We start from the raw sequence: 20,913 nt of genomic DNA, 5'->3' as shown, positions 1-20,913 counted from the left end.
GGTTGACATAATCAATTCAGGGATAACGCCTTCCACCTGCTAAACACACGGCCCAATCTTGCGCCATTCTTTGTTGCCTTGATAACCGCCCTGAATTTTAGCAAAATCCGCGCCAGACCCATCTACCCCTTAACCACGACCACCGGGCGCAGCCTGGCCACCTTTCGGGAAATCCCGGCGCCGTGCACCACTTCCACCACCTCGCTCACGTTTTTATAGGCCTCGGGAACCTCTTCCGCCAGGGTCGTGCGGCCGGTCCATTTCACCCGAATGCCTTTGTCCAGCAACTCCCGGTGGATGGAACGGCCCTTGACCGCCTTTTTCGCCTGGGTGCGGCTCATAACCCGGCCGGCGCCGTGGCAGGTGGAACCGAAGGTCTCTTCCATGGCCTTTTCCGTGCCGGCCAGCACATAGGAGCAGGTTCCCATGTCGCCGGGAACCAAAACCGGCTGCCCCACCTTTCTGTATGCGCTGCAAACGTCTGGATGTCCCGGCGCAAAAGCCCGGGTGGCCCCTTTTCTGTGCACGCACAAAGCCCGGGATACGCCGTCCACCACGTGGGTTTCCTTTTTGGCGATGTTGTGGCACACGTCATAAATCAGACGCATGCCCAAGTCCCGCGGCCCCATGCCCAGGGTCTTCATTAGAACCTCCTCCGCCTGATGCATAAGTATTTGGCGGTTGGCCCAGGCGTAATTGGCGGCGCAGGCCATGGCGCTGTAATATTCCTTGCCCATTTTGGAATTGACCCACGAACACACCAGTTGGCGGTCGGGAAGCTCAATGCCCAGATCCTTGGACTTCTTCGTCATGCGCGCCAGATAGTCGTCGCAAACCTGGTATCCCAGCCCCCGGGAGCCGGAGTGAAGAAAAACGGTGACCTGTCCTTCAGACAGGCCATAGACGTCAGCAATGGCAGGATCAAAGACTTCGTCCACCACTCCGACTTCCAAAAAGTGGTTGCCCGAGCCCAATGTGCCCAACTGCTTGAGGCCCCGCTGCAACGCCCTTTCGCTGACCGATTCCGAATCCGCGGCGTCCATGCACCCATATTCCTCGGTATGCTCCAGGTCCGAGTCCGCGCCCATGCCCTGGGAGGCCGCCCAACGGCTGCCCTGCTCAAGCACCTTTTTGGCTTCTTTTTGATTCAGCTTGACGAATCCCGTGGAGCCTACCCCGCAGGGTATGCCCTGGTACAGGGCGTCGGCGATTTTATCCAGGTAGGGCTGGAGGCTGTCCATGTCCAACGAAGTGGCCGCCAACCTGACCCCGCAGTTGATGTCGTAGCCCACGCCGCCAGGGGAAATCACGCCGTCCTGCCAGTCAAAGGCAGCCACGCCGCCGATGGAAAAGCCGTATCCCCAATGAATGTCGGGCATGGCCATGGAGGCTTTGACGATCCCCGGCAGGGTCGCCACGTTGGCCACCTGCTTGAGGCTTTGATCCGCTTCCATGCCGGGCATGAGGGTTTTGCTGGTATATACGCGGCCGGGAACCCGCATGTTCCCTTCCTGGGCTATTTCGTAGCAATAGGGGCTTTTTTCAATAAGACGCATGGCTATACTCCTTTACACGTCGCAAATAACCTGGCACTCCCATCCGCCATCCGTTTGTTCCACCCTGGCCTGGTGATAGGTCACAGCCTTGATTTCCTCCAGGATTTCGTGCTTTTCAGGGTCGAACGCCTCCGTATACACCGTTGCGCACAAAAATGACTCCTCTGCTGTTTCCACCTCGGCTTGGGAAAAAGCCTCCCCTTCTCCTGCTAATAAAAACAGGATTTCCCGGAGCCAATTGATCATAAGGTCCGTCCGGTCCTCCCCTTCAACCTCTATCCGATGCTTCAAGCGGGGTTCTATCAGGGAGTCGCCCAGCATCAGGTCGGTCAGGGCCAGGGCTGCGTTGGCATACAATTCTTCCGGGCTTTCCGCGCAAAGGGTGAATCCGTAGTCCGCGGTATGATCGATCAGCGTGTATTCGATTTTCTTTTTCATGATCTCAAAACAACGGCCTTGCGCCGGAGAATATCGTAATAGGCCATGACGTTGTTTACGTAGTGGATGGGTTCGTACCCCCGGCAGTATCCGTGCTTTGCCTTGGAATAATACTTCTTCTGCCTTAAAAGCGGCAGGGTTTTTTCCAAGGTAGGCCAGACCATGGGGTTCATGTCCAAATCCCGGGCGAGAGCCATGGCGTCCCTCACATGTCCGTACCCCACGTTGTAGGAGGCCAGGGCCAGGCGTGTGCGTTCCGGCTCCGGAACGTCCGGAAACATTCCAATGAGTTTGTTGAGATAGTCAGCCCCGGCCTCGATGCTCTGCCGGGGATCCAGACGGTTTTCAATGCCCATCTCCAAGGCGGTCGTCCGGGTGACCTGCATGAGCCCCTTGACTCCGGTGCTGCTCACCGCTTCCGGGTCGTAATGGGACTCCTGGTACATCATGGCTGCGATCAAGCGCCAGTCCAGGTCCTTTTCCCGGGCCACGTCCTTGATCATATCCTGGTATCGGGGCAGACGGGATTTGATGCGGTTATGAAAGCGCCTCAGGTCCAGGTACTCGCGATAAGTTCCGTTGCCGAAATACCGCGTATTGACGGCGTGCATAGCGCCGTTATTTTCCGCCTCCTCAAAAAAGCGGTTTATGGCTTCCCGCAGGGAAGCCTGGCCCGGCGCAACAGCCCAAGCCACAGGCATGGAATCGCCAATGGGAAACAAAGTCTGAATCGCCGGATGGTAGCGCCTGTAAAGGTCGGCGGTGCGATCTCCCGTGACGGTCAGTTCAATCTGCTTGTTCTCCACCATGCTCAGGAGGTTGTCCACGGTCTTCCTGCGGGTTTCTATCGTGAAATCAATCCCGCTGTCCCGCAAGCGGCGAAGGCAGTACTCCTCCGCACTCCCTTTGCGCACGTAAACCGTCTTTTCCTTTAAATCATCCACGGAAAGAATCAGCCGATTGTCCTTGTGAGCCACAAGATATATCTGCGTCTGGGCGTAGGGCTCGGAAAAATCCACCAACTTTTTGCGGACCGGGGTGACGCGGATGCCTGCGGCCGCAAAATCCCCCTGGCCGCTCCTAAGAAGGGAAAACAGCTTCTCCTCTTTAACGGATCGAACCTCCAGTTCGACCCCCAGATGATCGGCGAAAGCCGACGCCAGGTCGTATTCAAATCCTGCGTGCTGGGTTCTGTAGATATAATGCGTGTGAAGCGAATCCCTGGTTAAAAGGGTGATCTTGCCCCTTTCCATGACTCGATCCAGGGAGTCGCCTTCAAACTGAGGCCCGATGCATCCTTGAAAGCTGATTATCTGGGCCGCGACAACGACAGCGGCCATTCCCCTTACGGCCCTGGCGATACGATTTTTCAGTCCCAAATCCACGTAGTAAGTTCCTCAACAGAATGGGGGGAACGCAGTTTACTCCAATTAATTGCAGCAGCGCGTCCGCCCTGTTTCACTTCCGGACCGGCTAAAGCCTCTTCTTTGTAAAAGGCTGATTTCACAGGAGGGAAGCAGCGTACATAAGGCGCATTATTTCCGGCGCGCAACTAACTACAGTACTAAATCAAGGCATATTCCACAATGGGCATTTTCACCGGAGTAGCGGACAGGCATTAAAAAACCGTTAAATTTGAATAGAAGGTGAGTTCTTGAAACCGCGTAACGCCGTTGGTCAGCACTCGGTATCGGGCTTGAGAATGCCGGGGTTTTCATCCAGAGCCTGGATGATTCGCCCCACGATCTGGTCCGGGGTCAGGCTTTGGCATTCCACGGCGACTTGGCCGTATTTCAAATAAAGGGGCCTGCGGGCCGCATATAGGTCGGCAATACTCTGACCGGGGTCCATGACCACGCCCCGGTTTCCAATGTCCGCCAGGCGCTGTTCCAGGCTCTCCAGGTCGATTCGCAAATGCACAATCACCCCGTTTTCAGCCAGATGAGCCATGGCCTTGGGGCTGTACACCGCGCTTCCCCCTGTGGCGATGACGTGGCAATGATGCTCCAGACCGCAAATATAGCGTTCCTCCACCTCCCGGAAAAAGGTCAGGCCCTTTGTATCGATGATCTCCTGCAGGGTGACGCCCTCGCCGGCCTGGATGATGATATCGGTGTCCACAAAGGAAAAGCCTAAAGATTTTGCCAACAGCACGCCGATGGTGCTCTTGCCCACGGCGGGCATTCCGATGAGGACGACGTTGCGTTTGGGTTCCATTATTTTTCCCCTTCCTTGTCCGAGAGTTGGAAGAAGTTGAAATTGCAGGTTGAAATCTGCCGGAAACCATTATACTGGTTTTTGCCTGTCCGGGAAAGTGCGGGTCGGCCGCATATAAAAAAATAACCCCGGAACCAATACCGGACTCCGGCTCTGCAAAGGCGGGGCGGGAATAGGAGGCCCTTTTATGGAAAAAATTATTATTACGGTCCTGGGACAGGACCGGCCGGGCATTATCGCCGCTGTCTCCCAATCGCTTTTTGAACAGGACTGCAATATAGAAAATATCTCCCAGATGGTTCTCCAGTCCGAGTTCGCCGGACTCTTTGTGATTACCGCTCCGGAAGGCGCCACGATAGAAGGCGTCAGAGAGTCCCTGAATAAGGCCCTGGCCGCCATGAACCTGGAGGTGCAGGCCAAGGTGCTGACAAAGCCTCAGGCTCCTGCAGCTGCGCCCGTGGTTGAGCCCTTTCTCATCACCACCATGGGGCCGGACGCCAAGGGCCTGGTGGCGCGCATCACGGCGGTCCTGGCCAAACACGGCGCCAACGTCACCAATTTCAAGGCCGTCTTCCACGGCGGACAAAACCCGGATCGGAACATCATGGTATACGAAGTGGACGTCCCCGCCGACGGAAACCGCGAGGCCCTGTACGCCGGGCTGCGGTCCAAAGCCAAGGAATTGGGGCTGGAAATCATCATCCAGCATCGGGACATCTTTGACGCCGTCAACAAAATCTAAGTCTGCCAATCAAGAATACTGCCTGCCATTTCAGGCGGAAGGAAATAGTCATGTATAACGACCAGGAGCTTTTCTCCACATTGCACATGCTCAGGAACGAAAACCTGGATGTGCGCACCGTGACCCTGGGGGTCAACCTCATCGACTGCGTGAGTCACGACCTGGAGGTTTTTAAATCCAACATCCGCAAAAAGATTACCGGTCTGGCCAAGAATCTGGTGGAAACCTGCAATCAGGTGGGGGAGAAATACGGCGTCCAGGTGGTTAACAAACGCATCTCCGTCAGCCCCATTGCCGTGGCGGCCGCGCCGTTTTCGCCGGGCCAGATGGTGGAGGTGGCCAAAACCCTGGACTCCATCGCCCAGGACGTGAACGTGGATTTTATCGGCGGCTTTTCCGCCCTGGTGGAAAAAGGCATCGCCAACGGGGATGACTCCCTGATCCGCGCCATCCCCCAGGCCCTGGCCGAAACCCAGCGCATGTGCAGCTCGGTGAACGTGGCCTCCACCCGGGCCGGCATCAACATGGACGCCGTCCTGAGAATGGCCAAGGCCATCAAGGAAGCCGCCGCCCTCACCGCCGACTCCGACGGCCTGGCATGCGCCAAGCTCTGCGTGTTCTGCAACATCCCCCAGGATGTGCCTTTTATGGCGGGCGCTTATTTGGGCATAGGCGAAGCCGACGCCGTGGTAAGCGTGGGCGTCAGCGGGCCGGGCGTGGTCAAGGCGGCCATCGACCGGGCCGTTCAGGCCGAGCCGGACATGGGCCTGGGGCGCATCGCGGAAGTCATCAAGCTGACCGCCTGCAAGGTCACCAGGGTGGGGGAATTGATCGGCCGGGAAGTGGCCAAAACCCTGGGCCTGCCTTTCGGCGTAGTGGACTTGTCCCTGGCCCCGACCCCGACCGTAGGCGATTCAGTGGGTGAAATCTTCGAAAGCCTGGGGCTTCTTAAAATGGGGCTTCCCGGCAGCACAGCCGCCCTGGCCATGCTGAACGACGCCGTCAAAAAGGGCGGGGCATTCGCCAGCTCCCACGTGGGCGGGCTGAGCGGGGCTTTCATCCCGGTCAGCGAAGATTTGAACATCGCCCAGGCCGCGGCCGAAGGCCATTTGAATATCGAAAAGCTGGAAGCCATGACCTCGGTCTGCTCCGTGGGCCTGGACATGGTGGCCATTCCAGGCGACGTTTCCGTGGAAACCCTGGCCGGCATCATCGCGGACGAAATGGCCATCGGCATGATCAACTCCAAGACCACGGCCACGCGGCTTATCCCCGTGCCCGGCAAAAAAGCCGGCGACCTGGCCGAGTTCGGAGGCCTTTTGGGTCATGCGGAAATCATCGAAGTCAAGCAGGCCGCCGCCGACAACCTGTTCGTCCGCCGCGCCGGCCGCATCCCCGCGCCGATCCACAGCTTGAAAAACTAGGGGCGTGAGTAGAAACACATTTTACATATTTTGGAGATTATTGGTCAAATCTGTCAACAAGAGCCTTTAACCCAGAGACGAAAACCGTAAAGCTATTGGAACGCTGGTTTTCAGGGTTGAGATGTGGACCGATGCGGCGGGAGCCTCCGATCTTTTGATACTCTCCGTTCGTAAGCGCTGAAAGTTCTTTGGAGGGAGATCCCAAATGGTCAGGGTTTCGGAATTTGGCTTTATTTTGATTTCTTGCAAGTCCATCGATGCCAAGGCCTTTTTCCACGGCCTGCAGGTCCGCCAAATACCAGCTTTCCAGCTCCTTGCAGGCAATGCGCACCAAAGCGTCCGGCCTGTTTCCCTGGAAGCATAATCCCTGCAGGTTCTTTTTAATGACTTGACAGTCGCCGGAATCCTGATCCCGCATGACCACAAACAATGTGTTGGGGGCCTTCCAGCCGCGCATTTTGCGGACGATATTTCTTTCCAAATCCTGCTTTCCCTGGAAAGCGATGCATTGCGTGGCGATATGACTTGGGATCAGTCTTGGCAATAGCCCATTAAGCATTTCCTTGGCGGAGGGTTCCTCAAGCAGAAAGACAATGATCGGGTTCACGGGTCCACCCCCTCAAAAAAACCCTGCTCCCACAAGTAGCCCATTTTATCGCCTTCGGCCATGTACGCTGCAATCTGTTCGTCTTCCGATGCTCTTTTAATCGCTGTGAACCCCCTTTCCTTTACAAGCCAATATACCTCGTCCACCTCCAAGGCGTTCAGAAAATCAGGCGAGTGAGTGGAAATAAAAACCTGGCCGCCTCTGTTTGCATAGAGCCGGAATTCCTCGGCCAGTTCCAGAAGCAGTTTGGGATACAGCTGGTTTTCAGGCTCTTCCACGCATAACAAAGGATGGGGAGAAGGATCATACAAAAGTACAAGGTACGCAAACATCTTTATGGTTCCATCAGAGACGTATCTTGCCAGAAAGGGGTCTTCAAATGCGCCATCCTGAAACCTCAGAAGCACTCTTCCCTCCTCAGTGGTTTTGGCAGCCACACGGGTGATGCCAGGAATGCGTTCCGCTAATTTTTCCAAAATGCAATCGAAAACATCTCTATGTCTGTTATACAGGTATTCCGTAACCAGGGAGAGGTTTTCCCCTTCCTTGGAAAGATGTTCCGCATACCCGGCATCCTGTTCCGGGCGAGCTCTGTTAATGTGGAAGTCTGAAATGTGCCAGTTCTCTATTAACTGGCCCAACGCCATGACAACCGGAAACCGCTGGAACTGAGCCAGCCCTTTGATGGCCAGGATATCCGGGGATCTCAGTTGCTGTTCTTCCCTGTCCAAATCGCGGACGTCCGTTACATTTTCCAGCTCATTAGTTACAGCAGAACCTTTACCACAGGAGAAGTCCAAAAAATGCCAGGGCGCTCCATAGCTTCCCCGCCTGTATTTCAAAATTTCTCTTTCAATAACAGGCTGCCCGTCATCATCATTGATGGACAGGAAATAGGTGGCTAATGGGTCCTGAGGCTTAGCCCGAAACTTGATTTCAATTTCAATGGGGCCATCCTCTCCTCGGGAACGAACTTCCTTGATGCCCCTGCTTCCTCCCAATTTTCCCAAAGCGGCATTAATATTGGTTTCCAAGGCGTCCTTTAAAAATGCGAAAACACTGAATAAGGACGACTTTCCCGTGCCGTTTGCCCCGACCACGACGCACAAACGGGGAATGTTCGTCATTTCCGCATCCTTGAATGCTTTAAAATTTTTCAGGCGGATGGATTCTATCTTCAATGCACGCCTCCCCGGTCGCATTTTATAATCTGAAAAAAAGGACTACATATTATTTGCTTACATTGCATTAGGTTATAAATATCCTGCCAATACATTGTTTTCAAGTGATTTCTCAGAAAAAAAAGGGAGCCTGGATTAGTCCAGGCTCCCTTTTTGTTTTTTCTATGTATGGGTTGGTTAGTCCACGGCCCTGGCGCCAAGGTTGCCGTAGCGGTGATAGTTGACGCTGATGGATTGTTCCTGGATGTATTGGAGCAGTTCGATCCGGCCTTCCATGCTCACGGGCGTGCGGGAGATGTAAAAGCCCGTCTTGGCGGCTTCTGCAAACACCTCCATGGGAACCCGGTCCGGCCCGGCGTAACGGATGCGCTGGACCTTGGGCATGAACGCGCACAGGTCCTTGTCCGTCTGCTTGGCCATGGCCACGTCCTTGCAGAATTTTTGTCCGCGCCGCGTGGAAAGAAACGCCGTCAATTCGTTATCCAAACCAGGCGGCAGGCTGAGCATGGGCACGCACCGGGTTGCAATGGCGGCGGAAACGCGGGCCAAAGTTTCAAACAGGCTGTCCTGGGGCGTCACGCGGATGACCACACGGCCTTTGGGCAGGTAACGGAACAGGTTGTCCTGACCGCGAAGGGTGAAATAATCATGCTCCCGGCCGAACTCCTTGTCGTATTGGTATACATAGCTTTTGATGGCCCGGACCGTCTTCCACAGATCCTGGGAGATTTCCTCGGGAAAACGGTTCCATTTCAGGTCGATTTCCCAGTCCTGGGCGATCCGCAATAACGCAGTTTCCTTATTCACCGGTCCGGCCTCGGGCCAGGAAACGTCTTCAAAATCCATGAATTGGTATACGTAATTGGGGCTGCCCGCCTTGATGCCCGCGCCCAATGCGGATTTGCGCATGCCGCCGAAAGGCTGACGCAGGACGATGGCGCCGGTGGTGCCCTTGTTGATGTAAAGGTTTCCGGCCTTGATTCCGTCCTTCCACTTGAGCTGTTCGCGGTGGTCCAGGCTTTCCAGGCCGGAGGTCAGGCCGTAGCCTGTCTGATTGACCAGCTCCATGGCGTGGCTCAGGTCTTTGGCTTCCATGACGCCGATGAGCGGGCCGAAAAACTCGGTCATGTGGGTGTACGAGCCGGGCTTAACGCCCCATTTGATGCCGGGAGTCCACAGATACGGGTTGTCCCCCACCTGCTCCGGCTGCAACAGCCAGGACTCTCCGGGCTCCAGGGTGGTCAGGGCTTTTTTCAGGTCTCCCTTGGGAGGATGGATGAGCGGCCCCATCTTGTTGCGGAACTGCCAGCACGACCCGACCTTAAGACTCCTGGCCGCGTCCGCCAGTTGCTTGCGGAATAGCTCGTCTTCGTAGACCTCTTTTTCCAGGATCACCAGGGAGGTGGCGCTGCACTTCTGTCCGCAGTTGGAAAAGGCGGAGTGCAGGATGTTCTTGATGGCCTGATCCCGATCGGACATGGCCGTGACGATGGTGGCGTTCTTGCCGCCGGTCTCCGCCGCCAGGAACATGTCCGGGCGCTGCTTGAGCATTTCCATGCCCGTATCCGTGCCGCCGGTGAGAATGACAAAATCCACGTCCGGGTTGTTGACCAAACGGGGGCCGACCTCTCCGCCGGAGCATGGCAGGAACTGCAAGGTGTTTTTGGAAACCCCGGCCCGGTAAAAGCACTGGACAAGCTCCCAGGCCGTGATAACCGCTGCGGAAGCCGGCTTGAAAATCACTGTGTTTCCGGCGGCCAGGGCGGCTGCCATTCCCCCGCAGGGGATGGCGATGGGAAAGTTCCAGGGAGTCACCACAAGGCCCACGCCCTTGGGCGTTGCTTTGATATTGGGCAGGGCTTCAAATTGCTTGGCGGAATAGGGATAAAACTCGGCAAAGTCCACAGCCTCGGAGACTTCCGGGTCCGCTTCGGTGAACACCTTGCCCGTGTTGGCGGCGGCCGCGCCGATGAGGTCGCCGCGGGCCTTCCTGAGTTCATGGGCGACCTTATCCAGGATGGCGTGGCGTTCGTCCAGGCTTTTGGAGCGCCATCCGTCCGGGTCGGCCTTGGCCGCTTCCACGGCTTTGTCCGCGTCCTCGGCCGTGGCCATGGCGTAATTGGCGGCCACGATGCGCTGACCGGTTTTTTCATCGTACCGGGCCGAGTCGATGGCTTCTCTTGCATCCCGGTCGAAGATTTCCTCGCCCGCGACCACAATGGGGATTTGCGCAGGCTTCGCGCCTTCTTCCATCATCCATTTATCCCGAATGGACTTGGCCCACTCCACGTTGGCGAGCAGAGACCAGTCCGTGTCCGCCTCGTTGGTGAACATAAGGGAATGGTAGGCTCCCACGTCCTCGGGGAATTTCTCCGCCGCCCTGTCCATGGACCGTCTGGGTCCAACGGGCGCGGTGTCAATCCGGTCGCAGGATTCCAAAAAGCTGTCTTTCAGAAAATCCCAGGCTTCGGAATCGGTTTTAAGGGCTGGGGAATACCGTAGAAAATTTTCAGGAGACGTATTTTCGTCCAGCCTGCGGATGAGATAGGCGATGGCGTTGATGAACTGATCATTGGTCGCCACGGGCGCGTATAACAGCACCTCTCCGGACATTTCGCAGATGGCCCGGCGCACGTGATCGGCCATGCCTTCCAGCATTTCGAACCAATACTGGCCGGCGACGCCAAGGGCCTTGCCCGTTTCGTGCGCGTAGGCCAGCTCGAACAGGTTATGGGACGCCACGCCCAGGCGCACGGCCTTGATGTTTTCCGGCTGCATGGCGTACCTGACCATGCGTTTGTAGTTGGCGTCCACGTCCAGCTTATTGTCGTAAGGCGCCAGGGGCCAGTTGAAATGGTGGGATTCGATCATCTCCATTTCCATGTTGGCGCCTTTGACGATGCGCAGGTTGACGGGCGCGCCGCCGTCTGCCACGCGTTTTTTGGCCCATTCGGTCAGCTGCTGCTGAATGGGCTGGGAGTCGGGAATATAGGCCTGCAGCACGATGCCGGCGGTATAGTCCTTGAACTCCGGCTTATCCAGGGTGCGGATAAACGCCTGATAGGTAATGTGGAGGTCGCGGTATTCCTCCATGTCCAGGTGCACGACCTTGGGAACTTTGGTTCCGTCGCGGCGGGTGAAGGTGTTTTGCTTGGCCACGGCGTAGAGCTTGGACAGGCGGTCCACCATCACGTCCACGGTGTGCTCAAAGGCCAAAGAGGAAATCTGGGAATATAGGGTGGAAATCTTGACGGAGATGTATTCCACGTCCGGGTCGGCCATATCCTGGATGTAGGTGACCAGCCTGTGATGGGCCTCCTCCTCGCCAAGGACCGCCTCGCCCAGGTGGTTGATGTTCATGCGCACACCCTGGTTCCTGCGCTTTTCCAGGTGCTTGTGCAAAGGATCGGCCTCGCCCGGGATAATAGCCCGGGACGAGGACTGGCGCATTTGCTTGACCATTCTGGGCACGGCCACGTCCGGGAAGTGGCGTCCCAGGCCCATGAACATCTGAATGAGCAGTTTTTCCACCCGGGAGAAAAACCCGGGCACGCCGAAATCCGTAAGAAGATGGTTGACTTGATCGGCCACCCGGTCGTTGTCATGCGATCGAAAACACTGATCGATCATTTTGGTGAGAACCACCTTGTCAGACGGGTGGGTCAGAAGCTTGAGCATTTGCTCCTGAATGGCTTTTTCTTCTCGAGTCAGGAGTTTATTCGCACGGTCCTGCCATTTTGCGGCCAATTCCGCGGCAGCCTGCCTAATCTTCCTGTCATCCATGTCAGCCATTTTTACTCCTTTCAGATCATTCAGCTCCTCCCAGATAGGCTTGGAGCACGTCGGGGTTTTTCAACAACGCTTGGGCCGAATCGGCCATGACTATTTTCCCCACCTCCATCACGTACCCCCGATGGGCCAGCTTAAGCGCCATGCGGGCGTTCTGCTCCACCAGCATGACCGTAACGCCGGCCTGATTGATTTGTCGAACCGTCTTAAAAATCTGGTTCACCAGCACTGGCGCAAGGCCCAGGCTGGGCTCGTCCAAAAGCAAGAGCTTGGGGTTGGACATGAGAGCCCTGCCGATCGCCAGCATTTGCTGTTCGCCTCCGGACAGGGTCCCGGCCAACTGGGCCCTGCGCTCCGCCAGACGAGGAAAAAGCTCATAGATCCATTCCAGGCTTTTTGCAACCCTCTCCTTATTCTTGGACGTAAAGGCTCCTAAATTCAGGTTTTCCTGGACTGTCAATACGCCGAAAACCCGGCGGCCTTCGGGCGATTGGGTGATTTTGCGGGTCACCACCTTATGGGCCGGAAGTTTGTGCAGGGCCTCGCCTCTGAACACAATCTCCCCTTGGGTCACGTTGACCAGGCCGGAGATGGCGTTCAGGGTAGTGGTTTTTCCCGCGCCGTTGGCGCCCAACAGGGTGACGATCTCCCCTTCATCAACCTCGATGTCGATGCCGTGCAGGGCCTCCACATTGCCGTATTTAACGTGCAGATTTTTTATATCTAAAAGCATGGGCGCTCCCTAAAAATCATCTTCATCGCTGCCCAGATAGGCTTCGATAACCTGGGGATCGTTTTTCACCACGTCCGGGGTTCCTTCGGCGATTTTCTTGCCGTATTCGATCACCACGAGATACTCGCAGGCTTTCATGACCAAGCTCATGTCGTGCTCGATCAATAGCACGGTGACGCCCCGCTTTTGAATCTGAAAAATCAATTCCACCAAAGCCGCGGTTTCCTGCTCGTTCATGCCGCCCGCGGGCTCGTCCAAAATGATCAATTGCGGATTGGTGGCCAGCGCCCTTGCAATCTCCAAAAGCCGCTGATTGCCGTAGGAAAGGTTCTTGGCCAGATTCTCCGCCTGGGCTTCCAGGCCGGTGAATCGAAGCTCGGCCAGGGCCTTGCCCAGGGTCTTTCTTTCCTCCCGGCGGGCTTTGGGCAGCCGGAACATGGCGGAGATGGGGCCGGAAGTCATGCGGCAATGGCATCCCGCCAGCACATTTTCCAGGACGGACATCTCCTGGAACAGCCGGATGGTCTGAAAGGTCCTGGCGATGCCCTTTTCCACGATTTTGTGGGTGATCTTGCCCGTGATGTTTTCGCCGTTAAAAATAACGGCGCCCCGGTCCGGCTTGTAATTGCCGGTGATGAGGTTGAACACCGTGGTCTTGCCCGCGCCGTTGGGGCCGATAAGCCCAAAAATGGAGCCATGGGGCACGTCAAAGGAAACCTCGTCCACGGCGGTCAGGCCGCCGAACGTCTTTACGACTCCGTCCAGTTTCAGGAGGCTCATAGCGTCACCTCCTTTTCTTCCACTTTGTGTATGGGATACTTGGGCGGTTTGGGCGGCATAATGCCCTGGGGCCTGAAAACCATCATAATCACAAGCACAATTCCAAAAATCAGCATGCGGTATTGCTGAAGCTCCTGAAACATTTCCGGCAAGCCCACAATAAGCAAGGCGCCCAACAACACGCCGGGTATGTAGCCGGAGCCGCCCAGGATGACGATCATGAACATGACCACCGACTCCCAAAAGGTGAAGGTGCTGGGAGAGATGAAAGTGATCTTGCCCGCGAACAAGGTTCCGGCCATGCCGGCCCAGAAAGCGCCGATGACAAAGGCGCTCAGCTTATAGCCCGAGGTGTTCACGCCGCTGCCTTCGGCGGCGATCTCGTCCGAGCACAGGTAGCGCAGGGCCCGGCCGTAGCGGGACCGCTCCAGCAGGAAAAACAGCACGATGGTCGCCGCCAGGAACGCGGTGATCAAGAAAAAGTAGTGGGTGGTGTTTACAATGCCGTTAATCTCAAAACCGAAAACCGAGGGCGCCGGCACTCCAAAGATGCCGTTTGGGCCGCCGGTTGATGCCATGGCGATTTTCTTACACCAGGCCCAATCCTGGATGCCTATGAGCATAAAGCCCTTGTTGAGGAGTTTGGCGGCGCTGGAAACCGCGTCATTAATAATGGCAATGCGCACGATTTCCACCATGCCAATAGTCACGATCAACAAATAGTCGCCCCGCAAATGGATGATGGGGCGGGCCACGATGAGGGCGAACCCTCCCGCCAGGATGCCCGCCAAAGGCATGGTCCACATTGTGGGGACGCCGAACTGGGTGGACAAGATGGCCGTGGTGTACGCCCCGATGGCGTAAAAGGCCGCATGCCCCATGTGGAACATGCCGCCGTAGCCCAGGATGACGTTCAGGGACAAGGCCAGAATGGCGTACAGGCCCACATTGTTCAGGACGTCCGTCTGATAATTGTCCAGAAACAAGGGCGAAATAATCCATAGCGCCGCCGCCGCCGCATATATGATCTGCCTTTTGGAAAAACGGGGAGCGTCGTTCATATCTTCTCTGCCACCCTTTCCCCCAACAGGCCCGTGGGACGGACAATCAGGATTAAAATGAGCACCACGAAGGTGATGGCGTCTTTCCAGGCCATGGAGATGTAGGCCGAACCCAGGGATTCGATGACTCCCAGCAAAAGTCCGCCCACCATGGCGCCCGGGATGTTGCCGATGCCTCCCAGAATGGCCGCCGTAAAAGCCTTGAGCCCGTAGAGCCAGCCCATGGTCCACTTGATCTGCCCGTAATAGAGCCCCACCATGACTCCGGCGGCCCCGCCCAAAGCCGGGCCGATAAAAAAAATCAGCATGATCACGCGATTCACGTTGATGCCCATGAGCCGGGCCGCGTCCTGGTCAATGGCCGCCGCGCGGATGGCCGCGCCGATGGTGGTCTTTTGGATGAAAAAATACAGGGCCGCCATGAGCACCAGCGAAGTCAGGAGAAGCATAAGGCGCTTGACCGGAAAGGGCAGGCCGAAAATGTTCAGCGCGCTGGAGGGCAGGATTCCGTGGGGATAGACCTCGGGGTTGGGGCCGAAAACCAGCATGATGGCGTTGGAAAAGACAATGGACATGCCCAGGGCCGAAACCACGGCGGACAGCCGCGGGGACGTGCGCAAGGGCTTGTACGCCGCCTGATCCAACAATATGCCGATGATGCCCACCAGGCACACGACCATGAGCACCAGGGCGCCCACGCCCATGGCAAAGCCCAGTTTGTCGGTCAGGGAAAAAGCCGTAAGAAGAGAGAGGCCCAGAAAAGCCCCGATGGTGAATAAATCGCCGTGGGCGAAATTGATGAGTTTTAATACCCCGTAAACCAGGGTGTAGCCCAAAGCGATAAGGGCGTATATGCCTCCGATGGCCAGCCCGTTTGTCAATTGCTGGAAAAATTGTTCCATGAGTCCGTTCCCCTTGCAGGAATTTTTACGAAGGCCCCAAAAAGGGGAACGGGCGGCAAAGGCCTTGAGCCCCTGCCGCCCCCTCCGCATACGGTGCGATCAATGCGCAATCCGTGTTAATTACTGAAGGATGAACCCACCCTCTGCATCTACTTTGTAAACCCGGTATACGTCGCCGACGCGGTCGCCTTTGCCGTCAAAGGAGATGGAGCCGGTCAGTCCGGGGAAGTCCTTCATACCAGTGTGCAGGTAATCGGCGATCTTGTCGGGATCGGTGGACTTGGTCTGCTTGATGGCTTCCACCATAACCCGGAACCCGTCGCCGGAGAGAACCGCCCAGATGGATCCGGGAGCGGCGCCGTATTTCTTGGTGTAAGCGGCCAGGAAGTCTTTGGCCTCCTTGGAGGGCAAATCCTGGGGAACCGGAGGAGAAATAAAGTAGAAGCCTTCGGCTGCGTCTTTGCCGGCGATCTTCACCAGGTCGGGGTTGTTGGTGGCGTCGCCGCCCACAAAGGGAACGTCAAAGCCCATCTCTTTTTTCTGGCGCAGCATGAGGCCCGCTTCCGGATAGTAGCCGGTGAAGAAAACCACTTCCGCATCCTTGGTCTTCAGGGTGGTGAGGATGGTGGTGTAATCCTGCTCGCCGGGGGTCAGAGCGTCAAAGAAAACCAGTTCCACGGGCTCTTTGTCCAGCAGAGCCTTGGTTTCTTCGGCCAGGCCTTTGGCGTAAGTGGTGTTGTCATGGAGGATGGCGATCTTTTTGTAGCCCATGCCCATGAGGGTCTTGGCGGCCACCCGGCCCTGCTCGTCATCGCGGGGGCTGGTGCGGAAAAAGTACTTCAGGCCTTTTTCGGTCAGGCGGACAGCCGTGGATCCATTGGCGATTTGGGGGATCTTGGCGGCGTTGTAGATGCCCTGGGAAGCCTCGGTCACGGAGGAGCCGTAGGTGCCCACAACGGCGACAATGCCTTTGGTCGCCAGACGCTGGGCCGCCAGGGCTGCGGTCTGCTCGTTGCCGCCGTCATCAGCCACAACCACTTCGACCTCTTTGCCCAACAGGCCGCCATCGGCGTTCACCTGATCGGCCAACAGTTCACAAATCTGCTTCATGTCCTGGCCTTCTGCGGCCCAGGAACCGGTAATGGGAGCCGTCAGGCCGATTTTGACGGTGTCGGCCGCCAAGGCCGTCCCGGCTGCGATCATGCTCAGCGCCGCGATCAGAAACAGAATTTTTTTCATTGCTATCTCCTTTCCAAAATAGAGGGGTGTTTTTTGGGGTTTGGGCGTGCGCCCTTAAAAGCCTAACGATACCCTCACAGAACGCAATGCGTCAACCTGATTTTGAACGCCCTGAGAAATACGTAAAAACCAATATAAATCGGTCAATTGCACAATAGAGAAATAGTAGAATCGGAAATTAATCGGCGCCTTTGCCGGTCTGTTGGAGAGCATTGCCTGCTATTATGAATCCCAGGCCGACGATGGTGGAGAGCAAAATCTCCTCCCCCACGAGAAAATGGATGAAAACCAGGGACAAAAAAGGCGAAAAAAATATCAAAGTGGACACCTTGGCCGCGCTGGAAGTCAGGCGCAAGGCTTTCAACCAGAAAACAAAGGTGATTCCCATTTCAAACACGCCCACATAGGCCGCTCCGGCAAGCCCCTGCCAGGCGCCCGGCCAGGGGGATGAAAACAGGACGCAGGCGATCAATATAAAAGGAAATCCGGCGGAAAAATTCAGAAACAGGCTGATGACCGGATCGGTCTCGTCCTTGGCGTTGAAAATCCAGAACAAAGCCCAGATAATGGTGCTGCCCAAGGCCAGAGCCACGCCCGGTCCGCTGGAAAAGGAAAGGGCCAAAGGGTTTCCATGGGTGGATATCAGTACGACTCCCAGGTAGCTGACCGCGATGGCGACGGCTTCCCGGACCCCGAGCCTCTGGCCCAGCAAGGGCCAGGAAAGCACGGTGAGGGTGATGGCCCAGGTATAGTTGAGAGGCTGGGCCTCCTGGGCGGGCAACAGGTCATAGGCCGCAAACAAAATCACGTAATATAGGAAGGGGTTCAACACGCCCAGGGCCAGGCCGCGCTTAAGCGCGGGGCGGGGCAGGGTTTTCAGCATCGGCAGCTTCTTCTGAACCAGCAGAACGGAAAACAGGCAGATGATCGAAAAAATGTCCGCCCACAGCAGAAGCTGGATCGGGCTTAAATGCCTGAGGGATATTTTAAACGCCGACGCCACCGTGGACCAGATCAAAACCGCTCCAATGGCGTATGCATATGCCTGCTGCTGCCGTGTCATAAACCTCCTTTGCCGGAAAACTCCAATCTCCAGGCGTTATCCTCGAGAGTCATACCCGGGAGGTCGAATTCAGGCAATAGTTATTTCCGGCGTTCAGAAAAGAGGACGCGAGGCAACTCTGTTTTGGGCTCCAAATTAAACTTGCTAAGGCTCTGAAGGCGCGGCGTTTTGGCCTGGGGCGCTCCGCCATGTTCTCATGGGATTCTCTTTGTCAAACTCCCATTGACGGGGATTTTTCGCAATATATTCCCGAATGGCGTTCAATGACTTTTCGTCTCGAACCACGTTCTCATAAAAATTACGCTGCCACACCTTTTGTCCAGGAGCGTTCCCAAATGAGTTGATTTGCTTGGTGGATTGATATTTGAAATAGGCGATTATCCTTCCCAATTTTGAGACCTTTTGAAAGTCTAATCTCTGCTGCGACCCAGGTTCTCTTTGCTCGCCGGAGTGGCCAGCATGGAAAATTCCGTGCAAATGGTTGGGCATCACCGCGAATGCATCCAGTTGGACCCCGGGATAATGTTCGGGAATCCGGCGCCACCAATATTCCGTTATCTTTCCCGCGTCGTTTAAAATCATTTTTCCGTCCGTAATGTTTCCCAAAAGGCATTTTCGCCCTTGAAGGCAAATGGTGACAAAAACAGTTCCCGTCCCCGAGTAATCATAAGATTTTAACCGGATGGATCAACGATGGTGGATGTCGGGATTATAATCCATGTCGCGTCTCCGTCATGGATTAATGGGTTGGCTGATTGGAAAAGATGCACTTGCCATGAATAAGGCTGGATTGGCTGCCTAAAAACGTCAACACCTCAGTTGCCGCCTCGTAGGGGCAGGGTTTCCCTGCCCTCATAGCGCGGCCACGCGCTATGAAAACATGCTTCCGGCCCGGAATTAAGGCGGTCATGCCCGCCTTGGGCAGGGAGACCCTGCCCCCTTCGTTAAAGAGCATTGCCTGATCACGAAGACCATTTTATCAAATGGCATATATGGTAATATTTTTAAATTATTATATTAAAATAGCAGAAAGATTCAAACATCGGCCACCGAATTAATATGACGAGCGCTCTATTTTATTATTGTCCTTTTTAGCCCGATTGTGTGAATATGGAAGGCGAGGATTCCGCCCCGCGTCATTTTAACTTTCACATCAAGGAGAAAGCCATGATCGCAGTAATCGCAAAAATTCCGGTCCAGGAAGCCAAAAGAGACGAAGCCCTGGCAGGCGTCAAGGAACTTATAAAAGGCGTCGCAACCGAAGAAGGCGCCCTGGCCTACAGCCTTAACATCAACAAAAAAGATCCCAATACCTTTGTTATCATTGAAAAATATAAAGACAAGGAAGCCCTGGGCGTTCACAGCTCCACGCCGCACTTCAAGGCCTTCATGGAAAAAGCCATGACCTTCGCCGCCGGCCAGCCTGAAATCACGGTGTACGAAGAGGTGGATTCCATCTAACTGAAAAGACGCCCCCCTGGCGCGGGGGATAGGGACGGTTGCGGCCGGGCGGTTAAACGGCTCGGCGCAGCCTCCCTATATCTTTCTCGCCAGCCGTAAAGCCCCAATCCCGAACAACACGGCAACTCCCGCCTCAAAATACAACATAGCCGGATATCCCAAAGACGACGCTATGGCTGCGCCCAGGGTCGGGGCCAGAAAATAGCCTCCGTCGATCATCTCGATCATCATGTTGGTATTGAAGGACCGCAGCCTGGGCGGCGATGCGTCGAATATAAGCGCGCCGATGAGCGGCATGGTTATTCCCCACCCCAGCCCCAGTAAAGCGCCGGTTCCGAAAAACAGCCAGGGGCTGCGAACCGTTCCCAGCAAGTAAAAGCACAATCCGACATAAATAAGCCCTGCGCCGCACACCCTGGCCTTGTTCCAGCGGTCGAAAAGGGAAAACGCCGCCACCCGCACTCCGATCATGAAAATGATGGTGAGGGTGAAAAAGCGCCCGACCTGATGGATTCCGATGGCGCCGCCGTAACTCTTCAGGAAATAAAAAACCATGGCGAAGCACAAATACGCCGCGCCGGACATGGCCAGTAAAAAAAGCATAACCGGCGACTTGAAATTATCCAAAAACTCCCGCCTTGAAAGGACGTCTTCCTCCTTGGGCCGCTCCTTGACGGAAAAGGCTTCCATGCGGCTGACGAGCCATAAAAAAGGCGGCGCCGCCGCCATGACGATTCCGGCGCCCATAAACACCATGCCCTGGGTCCCGCCGTTTCCCAGGACGTACTCCACTGCGGGCGGCATTATGGCGTAGGGAAAAAGGTTCGCCACCGTTATGGCCCCGAATGCCTGGCCGCTTTTCAAGGGAGGAACCACGCTGACCGTCAGGGAAATCAAAGCAGTCAGCCCGATTACAAAAGCCAGGCCATGGAATCCCCTGAGCACGGCCAAAAGCCAAACATCCTGCACAAAAGCGTACGCGGCCAGACTCGCCGCCATGCCTACGGCGCCCGATATGCACCAGGGCAGGGCGTTTCCCGGATGCACCCGCGAACTCAGCATGGGTCTCGCCGCCAAGGCAACCAAAGGAAAAACGCCCAAAAGCAAGCCGGCCGTCTTCGCGGAAACCCCAACCTGTTCCAGATAGCTGAAAAAATTAAAAAACACCGCCAAATTGCTCATGACCATGAAATACACAACCAGCAGCACGGCGAAAGGTTTGGTAAACAATTGGTCTCCGGAAAAACCGGAGTCGGAAGGCTGACTCATGAATGCTCTCAGATTGGATGTAATGTCTAGCACACGGCGGGCCGTTCTCCACCACAAAAGGCATAGCACATTCGTTTGCCTAAAATATAGTCCTGCCTTCCAGGGCCAACGCAAGTAAAGAATCCGCGTGTGGCGTTTCGTGTTCAGTGAATTTTATGAAAACACAACCTCTTGTAAATACTCAACGTCCATTGCCGCGTTCAGCCTCTTGGTTTTTATACTTCCTTTAAAGGATTTGTCTTTTTTCAGCAAATTCAAGGCGATATGTCTTAGCGCCGCCAAGTTTTCAGGGGCGTGCCCAGCCCTGATCCGGCTTTCATCCTCCCGGAATGCAATGTCCAGGACCCAATGGACCGAATTTTCTATGCCCCAATGATTGCGAACGGCCTCCCCAAATTTCTTGGCGTCACACCCCAAGCTCGTAATATATAAACGCCTTTCCCTGCTGGCC

At 55.8% G+C, this 20,913-nt stretch carries 18 protein-coding genes; 3 read left to right on the top strand and 15 right to left on the bottom strand.

Annotated elements, in window-relative coordinates:
- Window positions 1-122 precede the first annotated feature (122 nt).
- From BUE18_RS03595 to BUE18_RS03580, 4 genes are all read right to left on the bottom strand, one after another.
- Window positions 123-1,556, bottom strand: a complete 1,434-nt coding sequence (locus BUE18_RS03595) for an RtcB family protein (protein WP_073472930.1) — start codon at window positions 1,554-1,556, stop codon at window positions 123-125.
- A gap of 12 nt (window positions 1,557-1,568) precedes the next feature.
- Window positions 1,569-1,994 carry an archease gene (locus tag BUE18_RS03590; RefSeq protein WP_073472929.1) on the bottom strand — a complete coding sequence of 142 codons (426 nt, stop codon included), beginning with the start codon at window positions 1,992-1,994 and terminating at the stop codon, window positions 1,569-1,571.
- Entirely contained in the window at window positions 1,991-3,379 is a 1,389-nt protein-coding gene (gene mltF / locus BUE18_RS03585; RefSeq protein ID WP_083610742.1) for a membrane-bound lytic murein transglycosylase MltF, read from the bottom strand. The genes BUE18_RS03590 and mltF overlap by 4 nt, the downstream gene beginning before the upstream one ends.
- Before the next feature lie 292 nt (window positions 3,380-3,671).
- Window positions 3,672-4,211 (bottom strand): shikimate kinase, encoded by a 540-nt coding sequence (locus BUE18_RS03580; RefSeq protein ID WP_073472927.1) that lies wholly within the window; start codon window positions 4,209-4,211, stop codon window positions 3,672-3,674.
- A 187-nt stretch (window positions 4,212-4,398) separates the two neighbouring features.
- Here BUE18_RS03580 and BUE18_RS03575 point away from each other — a divergent pair, with 187 nt between their 5' ends.
- Window positions 4,399-4,953: a glycine cleavage system transcriptional repressor gene (locus BUE18_RS03575; RefSeq protein WP_073472925.1), complete on the top strand. Its 555-nt coding sequence runs from the start codon at window positions 4,399-4,401 to the stop codon at window positions 4,951-4,953.
- A 50-nt stretch (window positions 4,954-5,003) separates the two neighbouring features.
- Window positions 5,004-6,377 (top strand): PFL family protein, encoded by a 1,374-nt coding sequence (locus BUE18_RS03570; RefSeq protein ID WP_073472923.1) that lies wholly within the window; start codon window positions 5,004-5,006, stop codon window positions 6,375-6,377.
- A gap of 37 nt (window positions 6,378-6,414) precedes the next feature.
- On the opposite strand, the gene BUE18_RS03565 is transcribed toward BUE18_RS03570, so the two are convergent.
- From BUE18_RS03565 to BUE18_RS03525, 9 genes are all read right to left on the bottom strand, one after another.
- Window positions 6,415-6,984, bottom strand: coding sequence for a DUF4276 family protein (locus tag BUE18_RS03565; RefSeq protein WP_073472921.1), 570 nt, complete (start codon window positions 6,982-6,984; stop codon window positions 6,415-6,417).
- Entirely contained in the window at window positions 6,981-8,165 is a 1,185-nt protein-coding gene (locus BUE18_RS03560; protein WP_073472919.1) for an AAA family ATPase, read from the bottom strand. Before BUE18_RS03560 ends, BUE18_RS03565 begins: the two co-directional genes overlap by 4 nt.
- A 177-nt stretch (window positions 8,166-8,342) precedes the next feature.
- The gene (locus tag BUE18_RS03555) at window positions 8,343-11,957 is read right to left on the bottom strand and encodes a proline dehydrogenase family protein (protein WP_073472917.1); all 3,615 of its coding nucleotides are present in this window, start codon (window positions 11,955-11,957) and stop codon (window positions 8,343-8,345) included.
- Between the two features lie 16 nt (window positions 11,958-11,973).
- Complete coding sequence (locus tag BUE18_RS03550) at window positions 11,974-12,687, bottom strand: ABC transporter ATP-binding protein (RefSeq protein WP_073472915.1); 714 nt, start codon at window positions 12,685-12,687, stop codon at window positions 11,974-11,976.
- Between the two features lie 9 nt (window positions 12,688-12,696).
- The gene (locus BUE18_RS03545; protein WP_073472913.1) at window positions 12,697-13,467 is read right to left on the bottom strand and encodes an ABC transporter ATP-binding protein; all 771 of its coding nucleotides are present in this window, start codon (window positions 13,465-13,467) and stop codon (window positions 12,697-12,699) included.
- On the bottom strand, window positions 13,464-14,528 hold the full coding sequence (locus tag BUE18_RS03540; protein ID WP_073472911.1) for a branched-chain amino acid ABC transporter permease: 1,065 nt from the start codon (window positions 14,526-14,528) through the stop codon (window positions 13,464-13,466). Before BUE18_RS03540 ends, BUE18_RS03545 begins: the two co-directional genes overlap by 4 nt.
- A complete protein-coding gene (locus BUE18_RS03535; protein ID WP_073473437.1) occupies window positions 14,525-15,430 on the bottom strand; it encodes a branched-chain amino acid ABC transporter permease in 906 nt (301 codons plus the stop codon). The genes BUE18_RS03540 and BUE18_RS03535 overlap by 4 nt, the downstream gene beginning before the upstream one ends.
- Window positions 15,431-15,550: 120 nt before the next feature.
- A complete protein-coding gene (locus BUE18_RS03530; protein ID WP_073472909.1) occupies window positions 15,551-16,669 on the bottom strand; it encodes a branched-chain amino acid ABC transporter substrate-binding protein in 1,119 nt (372 codons plus the stop codon).
- Between the two features lie 178 nt (window positions 16,670-16,847).
- Window positions 16,848-17,732, bottom strand: coding sequence for a DMT family transporter (locus tag BUE18_RS03525; RefSeq protein WP_073472907.1), 885 nt, complete (start codon window positions 17,730-17,732; stop codon window positions 16,848-16,850).
- 1,167 nt (window positions 17,733-18,899) lie between these two features.
- Between BUE18_RS03525 and BUE18_RS03515 the strand changes: the two genes are divergently transcribed.
- Complete coding sequence (locus BUE18_RS03515; RefSeq protein WP_073472905.1) at window positions 18,900-19,193, top strand: putative quinol monooxygenase; 294 nt, start codon at window positions 18,900-18,902, stop codon at window positions 19,191-19,193.
- 75 nt (window positions 19,194-19,268) lie between these two features.
- Here the strand turns inward: BUE18_RS03515 and BUE18_RS03510 are convergent, their stop codons facing one another.
- Window positions 19,269-20,462, bottom strand: coding sequence for an MFS transporter (locus BUE18_RS03510; protein WP_073472903.1), 1,194 nt, complete (start codon window positions 20,460-20,462; stop codon window positions 19,269-19,271).
- Window positions 20,463-20,615: 153 nt separating this feature from the next.
- Window positions 20,616-20,913: ISAs1 family transposase (locus tag BUE18_RS28735; protein ID WP_139264596.1), on the bottom strand; the 298-nt coding region annotated here is incomplete at its 5' end.

This window comes from Desulfatibacillum alkenivorans DSM 16219 (assembly GCF_900142135.1).
Taxonomy (GTDB): Bacteria; Desulfobacterota; Desulfobacteria; order Desulfobacterales; family Desulfatibacillaceae; genus Desulfatibacillum; species Desulfatibacillum alkenivorans.
This window is presented reverse-complemented; position numbering and strand designations above follow the sequence as displayed.